General features: G+C 73.5%; 10 protein-coding genes and 1 tRNA gene. 5 read left to right on the plus strand and 6 right to left on the minus strand.

The window, feature by feature from the left end:
• Positions 1 to 150: 150 nt before the first annotated feature.
• The 3 genes from ABZY44_RS27310 to ABZY44_RS27320 form a co-directional block, all read right to left on the minus strand.
• On the minus strand, positions 151 to 558 hold the full coding sequence (locus ABZY44_RS27310) for a single-stranded DNA-binding protein (RefSeq protein WP_356658254.1): 408 nt from the start codon (positions 556 to 558) through the stop codon (positions 151 to 153).
• A 138-nt stretch (positions 559 to 696) separates the two neighbouring features.
• Positions 697 to 2,523, minus strand: coding sequence for a GTPase (locus tag ABZY44_RS27315; protein WP_356658256.1), 1,827 nt, complete (start codon positions 2,521 to 2,523; stop codon positions 697 to 699).
• 4 nt (positions 2,524 to 2,527) lie between these two features.
• On the minus strand, positions 2,528 to 4,156 hold the full coding sequence (locus tag ABZY44_RS27320) for a dynamin family protein (RefSeq protein ID WP_356658258.1): 1,629 nt from the start codon (positions 4,154 to 4,156) through the stop codon (positions 2,528 to 2,530).
• A 323-nt stretch (positions 4,157 to 4,479) separates the two neighbouring features.
• On the opposite strand from ABZY44_RS27320, the gene ABZY44_RS27325 reads away from it, so the two are divergent.
• Positions 4,480 to 4,552, plus strand: a tRNA-Arg gene (locus tag ABZY44_RS27325).
• A 471-nt stretch (positions 4,553 to 5,023) separates the two neighbouring features.
• Here ABZY44_RS27325 and ABZY44_RS27330 read toward each other — a convergent pair.
• From ABZY44_RS27330 to ABZY44_RS27340, 3 genes are all read right to left on the minus strand, one after another.
• Complete coding sequence (locus ABZY44_RS27330) at positions 5,024 to 5,437, minus strand: phospholipase (RefSeq protein ID WP_356658279.1); 414 nt, start codon at positions 5,435 to 5,437, stop codon at positions 5,024 to 5,026.
• A 562-nt stretch (positions 5,438 to 5,999) separates the two neighbouring features.
• On the minus strand, positions 6,000 to 6,707 hold the full coding sequence (locus ABZY44_RS27335; protein WP_356658260.1) for a response regulator transcription factor: 708 nt from the start codon (positions 6,705 to 6,707) through the stop codon (positions 6,000 to 6,002).
• Positions 6,700 to 8,613 (minus strand): histidine kinase, encoded by a 1,914-nt coding sequence (locus ABZY44_RS27340; RefSeq protein ID WP_356658262.1) that lies wholly within the window; start codon positions 8,611 to 8,613, stop codon positions 6,700 to 6,702. Before ABZY44_RS27340 ends, ABZY44_RS27335 begins: the two co-directional genes overlap by 8 nt.
• Positions 8,614 to 8,788: 175 nt before the next feature.
• On the opposite strand from ABZY44_RS27340, the gene ABZY44_RS27345 reads away from it, so the two are divergent.
• The 4 genes from ABZY44_RS27345 to ABZY44_RS27360 all read left to right on the plus strand — a co-directional run bounded on the left by ABZY44_RS27345 (position 8,789) and on the right by ABZY44_RS27360 (position 13,052).
• The gene (locus tag ABZY44_RS27345; protein WP_356658265.1) at positions 8,789 to 9,316 is read left to right on the plus strand and encodes a hypothetical protein; all 528 of its coding nucleotides are present in this window, start codon (positions 8,789 to 8,791) and stop codon (positions 9,314 to 9,316) included.
• A 161-nt stretch (positions 9,317 to 9,477) separates the two neighbouring features.
• Positions 9,478 to 9,891 carry a GNAT family N-acetyltransferase gene (locus ABZY44_RS27350; RefSeq protein WP_356658267.1) on the plus strand — a complete coding sequence of 138 codons (414 nt, stop codon included), beginning with the start codon at positions 9,478 to 9,480 and terminating at the stop codon, positions 9,889 to 9,891.
• Positions 9,892 to 9,992: 101 nt separating this feature from the next.
• Entirely contained in the window at positions 9,993 to 11,330 is a 1,338-nt protein-coding gene (locus tag ABZY44_RS27355; RefSeq protein ID WP_356658269.1) for a S8 family serine peptidase, read from the plus strand.
• A gap of 429 nt (positions 11,331 to 11,759) precedes the next feature.
• The gene (locus ABZY44_RS27360) at positions 11,760 to 13,052 is read left to right on the plus strand and encodes a hypothetical protein (RefSeq protein WP_356658271.1); all 1,293 of its coding nucleotides are present in this window, start codon (positions 11,760 to 11,762) and stop codon (positions 13,050 to 13,052) included.
• Positions 13,053 to 13,180 lie beyond the last annotated feature (128 nt).

Here is a 13,180-nt window from a genome sequence, read left to right on the forward strand (position 1 = left end):
GAGGAGCACGGTCCGGGCCATGATCCGGAACGGGAGCGTGAGCGACAGCAGGAGCGGAGGGTGCGGGTACGGCAATCGACACAGTCTTCCCCTTCGGGCCGAAGGCCCAGGTGCCCGTGAGTACCGGGGAATCCTAACCGCCTCGAACACTCAGACCACCGCCGCCTTCTGATTGAGCATCAGCGGCACATCCGTCCTGACGACCCGCCGGAAGGCGGCCGTTCCCCGGTTCAGGTCGTGCCCGATGGCGGTCGCGTCGATCTCCGCCGAGATCCGCCGGTTCCCGTCGGCGTCGGGCGGCGCCTCGCGCACCCGCAGCCGCCCGTGGACCACCATCGGTTCACCCACGGAAACGGATCCGGCGAGGTTCACGGCGAGGCTGCGCCGGGCCCACACGGTGTAGAAGCTGGTCGCCCCGTCCGCCCACGACTCCTTCTTCCGGTCGTAGTACCTCGGGGTGACGGCGAAGCGGAACCTGGCCGCGGGGCCGTTCACCGTCTCCTTGTAGTCGATCTGCGTGGCCACGTACCCCACCAGCGTCACCTGGGTGTCGTTCATCCCGGCCGTCCTCCCCGGGGTCCGGACCACGTTCGCCAACGCGCCGCCCGGACCCGCATGTTCCGTACCCGCCCGGGCGATCCGGGCGGGGTAGGACCATGCTGGCAAGGTTCGCCGGAACCCGCCGGGGCCTGTGGATTACTGGCGGGTTGTGGAAAACTTCGCCACCGTCGCGTACTGCTCGCGCACCTCGCGGTAGCGCAGCAGTTCCGCCGCCACCGGCTCCAGCACCCGGGCCCGGCCGCACCCGGCCGCGGCCTCCCGCAGCCGCCGCTCCGCGTCCTGGCCGTACCGCCTGGCCGGACCCCGGGCCCCGATCGAGCAGGCCCACTCCACCAGCGGTCCGCCGATGATGCCCGCCACCATCAGCAGCACGGGCGGCATCAGGCGCGGCTCCAGGACGCCGGCGATCTGCCCGACCAGCCACAGCCCGCCGTAGATCTGGAGCAGGGTCATGGCCGCCTGTGCGAGCACCGCCGCCGGCCACCACGAGGGCCGCGGTGGCCTGGCGCTGGGCACCGCGACCGCCGCGCCGAGGGTCACCGCGATCTCGTCCAGCGCCTCCGGAAGGCCTTCGGCGCCGCGGACCGCCGTCTCCCGTACCGCCTGGGCCCACGGGTCGGGCAGGCCGCGGACGGCCTCGTCGGCCACGGTCCGCACCGCCTGTTCCACGCGCTGGCGGGCCGTCACCTCCTCCTCGACCGGCGGCTCGGAGGCCGTGGAGGAGCGGCCGATCGCCGCCAGCGCGGCGAGGCCGGCCAGCGAGCGCGGGGCGCGCCGGCTCTCGTACCAGCGCCACAGCCGCAGCCACGGCGTCCCGCACGCCTTTCCGGCGTTGCGCCGCCAGGCCCGCTCGGCGGCCAGGCCCGCCGCGTACGCCCCGACGGCCTCGGCGAGGCGGTCCTCGAACTCGGCGCGCGCCGTCTCCCCGATCTCCGGACCGGCGTGGCCGTCGGCCACGTACAGCGGCCGCAGACGTGCGGCAGCCTTGTCGACATCGGCGCAGATCCGCCGGGTCGCGGCGCCCTTCTCCTGGGTGAACTGTGCGAGCAGCTCGCGCAGTTCCCCGACCCCTTCACCCGTAAGGGCGGAAAGCCCGAGGACCGTGGCCCCGGGCTCTCCGTGCTCGCCGAGCGCGATCCCGTCGTCGTCGAGGAGCCGGCGCAGGTCGTCCAGTACGAGATCGGCGGACTCGCCGGGCAGCCGGTCCACCTGGTTCAGCACGACGAAGGTCACCTCGGCGTGCCCGGCCAGCGGCCGCAGGTACCGCTCGTGCAGCACCGCGTCCGCGTACTTCTCCGGGTCCACCACCCATACGACCGCGTCGACCAGCGCGAGTACGCGGTCCACGTGCTCGCGGTGGGCGCCGACGGCCGAGTCCAGGTCGGGCAGGTCGACGAGGACCATGCCGCGCAGCGCCTCGGCCTCAGAGGTCTCCCGGGGCCGGCGGCGCAGTCGTCCGGGGATCTCCAGCCGGTCCAGCAGGCCCGCGGCCCCGTCCGACCAACTGCACGCGATGGGCGCCGCAGTCGTCGGCCTGCGCAGCCCGGTCTCGGAGATCTGCACTCCGGCGAGTGCGTTGAACAGCGTGGACTTGCCGCTTCCGGTGGCGCCTGCGATCGCGACGACGGTGTGCTGCGCGGAGAGCCCGCGCCGCGCCGCCGCCTCGTCCAGGATCCGTCCGGCCTCGGCGAGGGTCTTGCCGTCGAGGATCCGGGTCCGGGACAGCCCGATGAGCTGGCGCAGCGCGTCGAGGCGGACGCGCAGCGCCCGGGCCTCGGGGCTCAGCGGGGGCGCGGGGGCCTTGCCGCCGTCGCTTCCGGCGCCGGAAACCGCCCTGACCAGTGCGTCGTCGCCCTCTTCGTCGCCAGTTCCGGGCCAGTCGTCGTCGGCCACCCTGGGGCGCGAGCGTGCGATGAGCCCGTCGTCCCAGCGGTCGTCGGTCCGGTCGGTCAAGGCATTCACCGCGTCACCTCTCCTTCTGCAGTACGGACAGTGCGGCGATCAGCTCGGCCTGGGGTTCGGGGCTCACCTCGAGGGCCTCGATGGGGGCGAGGCGGCGGTCGCGTTCGGCGCGCAGCACCTGGTCGAGGTGTTCGCCGACCAGTTCCCCGCCCCGGTCGCGCAGCCGTACGGCGGCCTGTACCCCGATCCGCTCGGCGAGCTTCTCCCCCGCCGGACGGGCCCGCTTGCCGCCGAGCAGGGCGGCGACCAGCAGAGCGGCGACCCCGTCGGGATCGGGTGCGGGCTGCTTGTCGAGCCGTGCGACTTCCTCTTCGGCGAGTTCCTCCAGGACCCGCCGCCAGCGCCGTACGGCCACGCCGATACGTTCCGCCGCCTCCCGGTCGGGGGTCGGCAGGACCACGGCGCCGGCGGCGGGTTCGCGCCGCCAGGCGTCGGCGATCCGCTCGTCGGCGGCCGCGACGGCGCACTGGAGCAGGGCGGCGAGGGATTCCGCGAGCGAGTCGAGCAGTTCGTCGGCGCTCGTGTCGAGCGGGTAGCCGCGCCAGCGCGTGAGCGCGTCCCCGGCGAGTACGGCGCCCCGGTCGAGGCGGCTGCGGACCCGCTTGCCCTCCCGCTTGTAGGCGTCCTCGACGGCCGATGTCAGCCGTACGGCGGCAGCGTGCTGGGCGGCGACGGCCGAGGCGAGCTCGGGCATCCGGCGCCCGAGGGAGTCGAGCGCGCCGAGCGCGGTGCGCCCCACGGCGTACTGGCGGGCGGCCGGATCCTGCGCGTGGTGGGCGAGCCAGGCGAAGAGGGGCGCGACGGCACTGGCGGGCAGGAGCCCGCCCCCGCCGGCCGATTCGGGCAGTTCGGGAACCGTGAACCGCGGTACGTCACCGAGCCCGGCCCGCGTGAGCAGGGCCCCGTACTGCCGGGAAACCTCCGCGAGCACCTGGTGCGGGACCCGGTCGAGGACGGTGATCAGGGTGGCGTTGTACTGCTTGGCCGTACGCAGGAGGTGCCAGGGCACGGCGTCGGCATAGCGGGATGCGGTGGTGACCATGACCCAGACGTCAGCGGCGCAGATGAGCTCGGCGGCGAGCGTCCGGTTGTCGACCACGAGCGAGTCGATGTCGGGGGCGTCGAGGATGGCGAGGCCGCGCGGCAGCGTGGCGACGGTCTCGATCCGTACTTCGCGGGTGGCGTGCCCGTGGAGCTTGTCGCCTGGGCGGTGGAGGGTCTTGCGGGTGGCAGTCAGGGCGTCCTCGTCGGTTTGCGGGGACCAGACCCGCATCAGGTCGGGGAGTACCCGCACCCCGGCGAACCAATGATGATCATCCGGATGGCAGACGAGCACAGGGATGCGGGTCGTGGGCCGGAGCACTCCGGCTTCACTCACCTGGCGCCCTACGAGGGAGTTGACGAGGGTGGACTTACCGGCTCCGGTGGACCCGCCGACGACGGCGAGCAGCGGCGCCTCCGGCGCCTTCAGCCGGGGTACGAGGTAGTCGTCGAGCTGCGCGAGCAGCTCGGCTCTGGTCTGGCGGGCGCGGGGGGCGCCGGGCAAGGGCAGCGGCAGACGCACGGACGCGACCCGGTCGCGCAGGGCGGACAGGGCATCGAGCAGCTGAGGCCGAACATCCAAGGTCACCACATGCGAAGAATGCCCAATTTCAGACCATTTTTGAAGCTTATACGTCCCCTGCGCGCCGAGCGCTACCCCAGCGGTACATCTCAGACAGAGCGGACGAGTGGGGCGCAGGCATAACGAGTACACAACACCCAGGGCGCCACGGCGCAAAAGCGATGCGCGAATCGCACCTGCCTGCGATTATCGGGACCGCTTCACCGAACCTCCACATCGTGGCACGCGGGTGAAGCAACCGGGACAAGGCAACCAGAGCCCTATCCTTGACCCGGAACAGAGCGCAGTCCCACTCCCGACCCGGGGCTCCAGGCCACCACGGCCACCTCCCGGCCCCCGTAGCTCAGTGGATAGAGCAGGTGCCTTCTAAGCACTTGGCCGCAGGTTCGAGTCCTGCCGGGGGCACTTCTTCTCCACCACTGCGAGCCCTCCCCAGGGAGGGCTTTCGTGCAGGCCAGGGGCACTTTACCCGGGCGGCAGTAGCGGAGGCGTAAGCGTCTGCGCGCCACCCCGCACGAGCCTCCGCCGCCACCCTCCGCGCGTGCCCGTACCCCCGGCAGCCGCGCGCACCCCCGCCCCCGCCGCCGCCGCCCGTCACGGTGGGCGCACGCGTCAGCCCGCCGAAGGCCGCACGCGGCCGCGCCCGGTGGCCTCCGGCTGCCTCGGCTGCGCACACGCCCGAGAGCAAGCGCCGGGCCCTGGCGGCACGCACGGTCCGTACGCGGCGGCCGTCAGCGCCGCCGTCTCCGAGCGGGGGGGCAGGTGTACCTCCCGCGGGAACCGGCCTTGGCGGCCCTTGGCCGGGCCGTGCGGGCCTGGTCGGCCTTGGCGGCCGGTGTGGCGCATCCTCGCCGGTGGTCCCCGCGAACTCCGGTGCTACTCGAAGGCCTTGACAGCTTGGTAGTAGGTCCACGCGGTGGCCTCGCACGAGGCTTTGCGCGCGCCTGTGTAGTGCGCGCAGACCCGCCGCAGATCCGCGTGGAACATGTCGTCCAGGCGTGGCTTGACGGCCCGGAACCCGCCCGACGCCTTGTAGTTGCGGTATCCGAAGTCGTGCCGGGCGCAGGCCAGGCGGAAGGGGAACCCGAACGGGTTGTCCGGGGAGGTCGTGCAGTAGTCCGTCGACCAGTCGAAGCCGTACGCCGCCCACACCTCCTGGTGCGCGCGTGCCGCGGTCCAGGCCTCGTAACTGCCGCCGCTCACCGCCGTCCAGGAGGTCAGCACCAACGGCCTGTCCACCGGCACCTCCGGCGCCGCGTACGCGGCCGGCGCCAGCGCGAACACCGCGATCGCGGCGGCCGCAACAGCGAAGGCGGACGCACGGACACGGCTTCCGACCCCGGCCTTGACGACCCCGGCGGCGTCAAGGACCGGGCGCGAGACCGGTACCGGAACCGGGATTGAGAGCGGGATGGGGGCCGTGACTGGGACTGGGACTGAGAGCGAGGCTGGGACTGGGAGCGGGGCTGGGGCGCGGTGAAGGGTGGCATCGACGTCGCACTCGGGCGCGGGACGGTGGGGCACGGTCCCCTAACGACGCGCGCCCACCCCGGGTGGCGGGTAGCGGAGACGCATGGCGGTCCCCCGGGCTACCGGGGTGCCACTTCTGGGCGTTGGCCGCGTCCAGCATGCGCACCCGGGCCGCCCGCCGGGCCGACGGTTCCGAGACGCTGCTGCGCGGAGCGGTATCAGACATGCTTCCATCGTCCGCGCGGACCGTCCTCGCCGTCATCACCCTCAAGGCCTCTGTGCGCCACAAGACTTGGGTAGGGGGTCGGCCCGCTCCCGCCCGGTCCCTCCGACCGGACCCTGCTCTGCCCTCACCACAGGGGCCCACGCTGCCGAACGGCCGTCACCCGTCGCCCGCGAGGCCCACTTGGTGGGCGAGGAGGGCGGCCTGGACCCGCCCCGCGCTGCCCGTCTTCTCCAGGATGGAGCCGACGTGCGTCTTGACCGTGCCGACGCCGATGCCGAGCCGCTGCGCGACGTCGAGGTTGGCGAGGCCTTCGCCGAGCAGGGCGAGTACCTCCCGCTCCCGCTCGGTGAGCGCGGCGATCCGCGGGTCGGGGACGGCGGCCGCGGGGGCGCGCAGGTCGGCGCCACCGCCCTGGAGCATCCGGCGGATGACCGCGCCGGTGACTCCGGGCGACAGGACCGCGTCCCCGCCCGCGGCCGACCGTACGGCGCTGATCAGTTCGTCGGGGCCCTCGTCCTTCAGCAGGAACCCCGTGGCCCCGGCCGCCAGCGCCCGCATCACGTTCTCGTCGTCGCCGAAGGTGGTCAGGACGACCACCTGCGGCGCCGGTTCCAGGGCGGTGAGCGGTCCGATCGCGGCGAGTCCGTCGAGGACGGGCATCCGGATGTCGAGAAGGACCACGTCGGGGTGATGACGCCCCGCGAGCTCCACGGCCTGCGCCCCGTCGGCTGCTTCGGCGACCACCTCGATGCCGTCGGCGTGCTTGAGGATCATCCGCACGCCGGCCCTGATCATCTGCTCGTCGTCGGCGAGCAGAACCCGGACGGCGCCTCCGGTCCCGTCCGGCCGCTGCGTCTCATTCATGGGGGCTCCCGGAAGGGGTGGGTGAGGCCGTACGGACGGGTGGGGCAGAAGGCGCCGGACTCACCGCGGCCGGGGCCGAAGCCGGGAGTGAGAGCGACGGTGAGAGTGAGGGTGAGGGCGGCAGGTCTGCGGGCACCATCGGCACCTCGAACGGGGTGATTTCGATCAGAACCTCATCGCGGAAACAGTAGCGGGTGAGCTTCAGCCGGTCCCGGCCGACGGTGTCACGGCTGTACGGGTAGATGCACTCGGTGGCACCCGCCGGCCGCGCCGGCTCACCTCCTGCGGCGGCCGCGCGGGCCTGTCTGTCGTCGTACACCCCGGCGTTCTCGGCCTGCGCGCGGGTCATCCCGAGCTCGGGCGGCCTCGGCGGGGTGTAGCCGGGACCCCGTGCGTTGCCGACCAGTTGGAGGCCGAAGATCAGGGTGGCTCCGATACCGGCCAGGCCGAGCAGGGCCGAGGCCGCCTGGGCGACCGGGATCAGCAGCGGAGCCCTCCGCAGCCGCAGCGCCGCGGCGCCCGCGGAACCCGGCGTACGGGTCTTCGCGCGTTCGGCGTCGGTCTGCGCCGCCGTCGGGGGAACGGCGGGCAGCCGGGCCCGCACGGCGAAGCCCCCGGCGGGATCCGGCCCGGCCTCCAGGTCGCCGCCGAGCAGGGCGACCCGCTCGCGGAGCCCGTTCAGGCCGCGCCCGGTCCCGACTCCGGCGCCCGGCGCGGCGGAGCCGGGGGAACCGGCGGCCCTGCCCGGCCCTGCGGAACCGGCCGGCCTGCCCGACCTGCCCGATCCCGCGGACCCGGCCGCACCGCCCGACCCACCCGCACCGCCCGACCCACCCGACCCGCCGGAAGGCCGAGCCGTGCCGGCCGCCGGCCGCCGCGGGGCGCCGTTGACGACGGCGACCTCGACGCAGTCGTCGGTGTGCGTGATCCGTACCTCCACCGGCGCCCCGGCGGCGTACCGGTGCACATTGGTCAGCGCCTCGCGCACGACCCGGTGCACCGCCCGGCGTACCCGCGCCTCCCGGCCCGCCGTGTCGGGCCCGGTCCATGTGAAGGCCACCGGGACCCCGCCCGCGCGGGACTCCGAGACCAGGGCCTCGATGTCGGCCCGGGTTCCGGTGGCATCGGTCAACGCGTCGGTCCCGGTGTCCCGGGACAGCGGCCCGAGCACCCCGAGTGCCTCGCGCAACTCCCGCATGGCGTCGCGAGTGGCCTGCCGCACCTGGCCGGCGCTCTCGCGCAGTTCGTCGGAGCCTTCACCGCCCTTGCCGCGCAGGGCCATTTCAAGACCGCCGGCATGCAGGGAGATCAGGCTGAGGCGGTGCCCGACCAGGTCGTGCATCTCGGCGGCGATGCGGGACCGCTCGTGGATGCGGGACTCGCTCTCGACGAGCCTTCGGTTCTCCTCGGCGGCCGCCGTCCGCTCGCGCAGGGCGACGAGGAGCCGCCGCTGCTGTCCGGCGGAGGCTCCGACCAGGCCGGGGACGAGGACGGCCACCGAGGCGAGCACCCCTCCGATGGTGAGCCCGTACTGCCAGGAACCGAAGCCTTCCCGGTACACGGACGCCCCCGCCGTGAGCACGGTGAGCGCCCCGGCCCCGAACAGCACCGCGGCCCTGCGCCCGGCCCCGGACAGCTGATGGGACACCGCGTACGCGGTCACGGCCATCAGGATGCCGAGGCAGGACATCACCCCGATCAGGGCGCCCATGCCGAGCAGTGCCACTTCCGGGTGGCGGCGGCGCACCAGGAACAGGGCCAGCGCGACGAGTGTCAGGCCCACCTTGGCGTAGGTCGGCAGGGAGCTGCCGGTCTGGGCGATCAACCCGTACGCCAGCACGACGAGCGCGCCACCGGCGAACGCCTCGGCGGCGGCCCGGAGGAGAGAGCGACCCGTGGCAGACATATCGCCGATTATCCGAGGTCGGCGGGGGCCCGGGCATGAGCCTCGCGAGGGATCCGGTCTCTGCCCGAAGGCAGAGGCGAGACTTTGGTATGAGTCAATGTCACCCTTCCGGCAGAGTTCTCGTTCGTCCTCGGGAGGACGCGGGTTACGGACCCCGCCCCGTTTACTCGTACACATGAACCGCCGTCCTCTCGTCATCGCCGCCGCCACCGTCGGAGTCCTCGCCACCGCCGCCGTCGCCCTGCCCAACCTGCCGACCAATCCTGTGACCAACGCGATCAACGACCGCGTGTTCAAGGAGAAGGGCAAGCGTTACGCGACGGCCGCCGAGGCGCCGACGCGCGGGGAGTCGGCGTGGACGCTGCCCGACTGGGTACCGAGGGACGCGACCGACGTGCGAATAAAGGCGCGTACCAGCGGCGGGGCCCGGCTGATCCGGTTCACCCTCGCTGCGACCCCGCTGGACGGCCCGCAGTGCGCGGCGGGCACGCCGAAGAAGTCTCCGAAGACGGCGCTGGCGGCCAAGTGGTGGCCGGGCGACACCCGGGCCGAGGAACGCCCCGAGTGCCGGGACCACTACCAGTACCAGGTCACGGTGCGCGGAAAGAACGTCTACGCCTGGACGGACGGCACCCCGTCCCCCGGAGCGAACAACACGCAGGGTGGGGCCCAGGTCCAGCCCGCTTCGAGCCGCACCCACTGACCCGGCCTGCCAGGCCCTGCCCTGACCGACCGGCGAGACCTCGCCCCGACCCGACCCGCCCCGACCCCACCGGCGAGCGCTGCCCTGATCAGGCACAGCGCGCGCCACGCCGCGTCGAGATCGGGCTGCCCGTCGGTCGTCCGGCCACTATCGTCGCCGCCATGGACATCCGCCCCGCCCGCACTCCCGCCGAACTGCAAGCCGCCGAGGGCCTCTTCGACGGGCCCACCCGCCCTGAGTGGTCGCAGCGGTTCCTCGCCGCCCCCGGGCACGTGATGCTCATCGCCTACGTGGACGACGTGCCCGCCGGGATGGTCTCGGGCATCGAGATGTGCCACCCCGACAAGGGCACCGAGATGTGCCTGTACGAGCTGTCCGTCGACGAGGGCTACCGGCGGCGCGGCATCGGCCGCGCCCTCACCCAAGCACTCGCCGTCGAGGCCCGGGCGCGCGGCTGTTACGGCATGTGGGTGGGCGTCGACACCGACAACGAGGCCGCGCTGGCCACCTACGACGCGGCCGGCGCCGTCGACGAGGGCGTGTTCGCCATGCGCGGCTGGCCCGTCGCGCCGTAGGCCCCGGCCCCTTGCCACCATGCCCCCTGCGGCGGCGTGTCGTGGGGCCAGTCGGCGCACCCTCCGCGCGGGTGGCTCCCGGCTCGCCGAGCATCGGCCGCATGACCGCATTCACCGCGCTGTTCCCGGCCGCCGCCCTGCTGGCGGTGGCCACCGCCCTGCCGCCCCACGCCGTCACCAGCGCAGCCGCAGCCACCACCGACGCCGAGACCTCCGTCGCCCCCTACGTCGTCGTCCTCGAGGAGAGCGGCTCCCGCGCCTCCGCCCTCGCCTCCACCCGCGCCCTCGTCGCCGAGGCCGAAGCGTCCGGCGACCGGATCGGGGCCGTCTGGGAGACCGCCCTGAACGGCTTCGCCGTCCGCACCACCGCCGCCCGCGCCGCCGAACTCGCCGACGACCCCCGGGTGGCCTCCGTGGAGCCCGACGCCACCTTCCGGATCGACGGCGCGCGCACCCGCCGCGCACGGTTCGACCCCGCACGGATCGACCCAGCACGGATCGACGGCGCGCGCACCGGCGGGGAACGCACCCACGGCAGTCGCCGGACCGTGGACGGCACCGGGGTGGTGCCCCTCGTCCAGACGCCCGCGCCCTGGTCCCTGGACCGGCTCGACCAGAGCGCGCTCCCGCTCGACGGTTCGTACGCGTACGCGACCACGGCGGAGGGGGTCACCGCGTACATCGTGGACACCGGGATCAACACCCTGCACCAGGAGTTCGGCGGCCGTGCCCGGACGGGCGCCAACGCGGTCCGTCTGGAGGGCGCCTCGGACTGCAACGGCCACGGCACGCACGTGGCGGGGACCGTCGGCGGGGCCACGTACGGGGTCGCGAAGGGGGTGTCGCTCGTCGCCGTGAAGGTCGCCGACTGCAACGGCGACGCGTCCCTGTCGGCGATCACGAGCGGCGTCGACTGGATGGTGAAGGACTCCCTCAAGTCCCCCGCCACACCGGCCGTGGCGAACATGAGCCTGGGCGGCGGCCGCAGTTACGCCCTGAACCGGGCCGTGACGCGGGCGGTCGCCGCCGGGATCACCTTCACCGTCGCCGCGGGCAACTCCGGCGAGGACGCCTGCACCGGATCGCCGTCCGGCATCCGGCAGGCGCTCACCGTGGGCGCGACCGATACCGGGGACCGCCGGCCGGCCTTCTCCAACCACGGCCCCTGCGTGGACCTCTTCGCCCCGGGCGTCGCCGTCGTCTCGGCCTGGAAGGGCTCCGCGACGGCCCTCGCGCGGGCCTCCGGGACCTCGATGGCGGCCCCGCACGCGGCGGGCGCCGCCGCGCTGGTGCTCGCGGACGGCCTGGCGGCCGGCGGCCCGCGCAAGACCCCCGCGCAGGTGGCCGAAACTCTCCTACGGAGCGCCGTGCCGGACCGGATCACGGGCCTTCCGTCCGGGACCCGCAACCTCCTGCTGCACGTCCCGGCCGCCGGATAGCCCGTACAACCCGTACAACCCGCACCGAGGGCACCCCGCCGACGGCACCTCGAGGGCCCCGGCGGGCGGCCGCCGGGCACCGGGGCAGATCCCGCACCCACCCGGTCCGGCCCCCGGTCCGGCCCCGTCCCGGCCCAGCTCAAGCCCGGCCCCAGACCTGCCCGAGCGGAGCTCTCGGCCCAGCTCAGAGGCGGGGCGGGCACCTGCGGCGACCCCACCCGCCCCACTCACCTCGCCCACCGGCCGGTCGGTATCCCGACCACTCCCGCACCCGGCCTGATGGCACATCAATTTCTGTGCGCTTCGGGCGAAAGCAAGCCATTGACTTCTCATCACCGCGACGCGTCAATGTCGGCCACCGCACCGGCTCGGCCTTCCCCACACAGCGGGTGGGGGGAGGGGTTCGTTTGACGAAGGAGTCGCGACCTAGTGAGTACAACGTTTCGACGAAGAGTTCTGGCCGGGACGGGCGCTCTGTCCCTGGCCCTGACCGGCGCCGTGGTGGGCCTGTCAGGCACCGCGCAGGCCGCGACCAAGACGACGCCCGTCCAGGTGGACTGCGTCGCACCGCCACCCCAGGCCGGCGCCTCGGGCATCCAGAACTACACGGTCACCCTGCCCGACGGGGCCAAGGCCGGCGACGTGGTCCCGATCACCATCGACCCGGGCGCGAGCCCTGTCGTCCCGGGGTTCTCCGTCACGACGGTCAACACCTCCAAGATCACCCTCAAGGTCGGATCGACCACGCAGACGGTCGTCAGCCCGCCCGAGACGGTCAGCGTGGTCGCCGGGCAGCCGCTCGACCCCGCCCCGTTCTCCGGCACCGTAAAGATCCCGGACGGCTCCGAGGGCACCACGGTCTCCGTGGCCCTGGATCTGGCGGTGACCGACGCGAACCTCGGCGGATCGGTCTTCACGACCACCTGCACGCCGAACCCGCGCCCGAGCGCGGCGGTCGGCTCGGTCGCCGTCGAGGCCCTGCCCAAGGACCCGGTCACCACCAAGCTGACGCCCAACAGCGGCAAGGCGGGCCAGGAGGTGGTCGTCACGGGCGCCAACTTCCCGGCGGGCGCGGTCACCTGCTCCGCACTCAGGAACGGCACTCCCACGGGTGAGACCGGTAGCGGTACGGCCACGGCCGCCGGCGTCGCGACCTGCAACATCGTCGTCAACCTCGCGGCCGACGAGATCAAGATCGACGGCTCGATCACCCCGTACAAGGCCTACGTCTTCATCGTCGACCAGCCCGGCGTGAAGAACCCCGTCGACGTCGAGGTCCTTCCCGGTCCGCTGGCCATCGGCCCGCAGGCCGGGAACCCGGCCGTCGACTTCGGCAAGGTCACCATCAACGGAAAGGCCCAGTCGGTCGTCGGTCAGTTCACCGCGATGGCCGTCCAGGACTTCCGCGGCGGCACCCTCGGCTGGGACGTCTCGGCGACCCGTACGCCGTTCCTGAACGAGGCCACCGGCCACTCCATGGCCAAGGCGCAGCTCGGCATCCAGCCGACCTGCAAGGTGACCAATGCGGACAGCCCGAGCACCTGCTCCGCCGGGGCGCCGGGTGCGATCTCCGACACCCCGATGAAGATCGCCTCGCAGGCCGCGGGCGGCGACGACCTGACCGGTGGCGAGTTCGAGATCGGCGGCGCCGGAATGATCCATCTCCCGCCGTTCATGTTCGCGGACACCTACCAGTCGGTCGTCACCTTCTCGATCGCCTGACCCGTACGGCCCCGCTCGGACCCGGGTGGTGCGGCGCGGCGAAGTAGTAGACGTCGGTCTCGGTGATGTCCACCGGCAGACCGCCCGCGCCCGAGGTCGCGTCCACCAGAACGAGCGCCCCTTCGTCG

The sequence above is a fragment of the Streptomyces sp. NPDC006544 genome, from assembly GCF_040611715.1.
Lineage (GTDB): Bacteria > Actinomycetota > Actinomycetes > Streptomycetales > Streptomycetaceae > Streptomyces.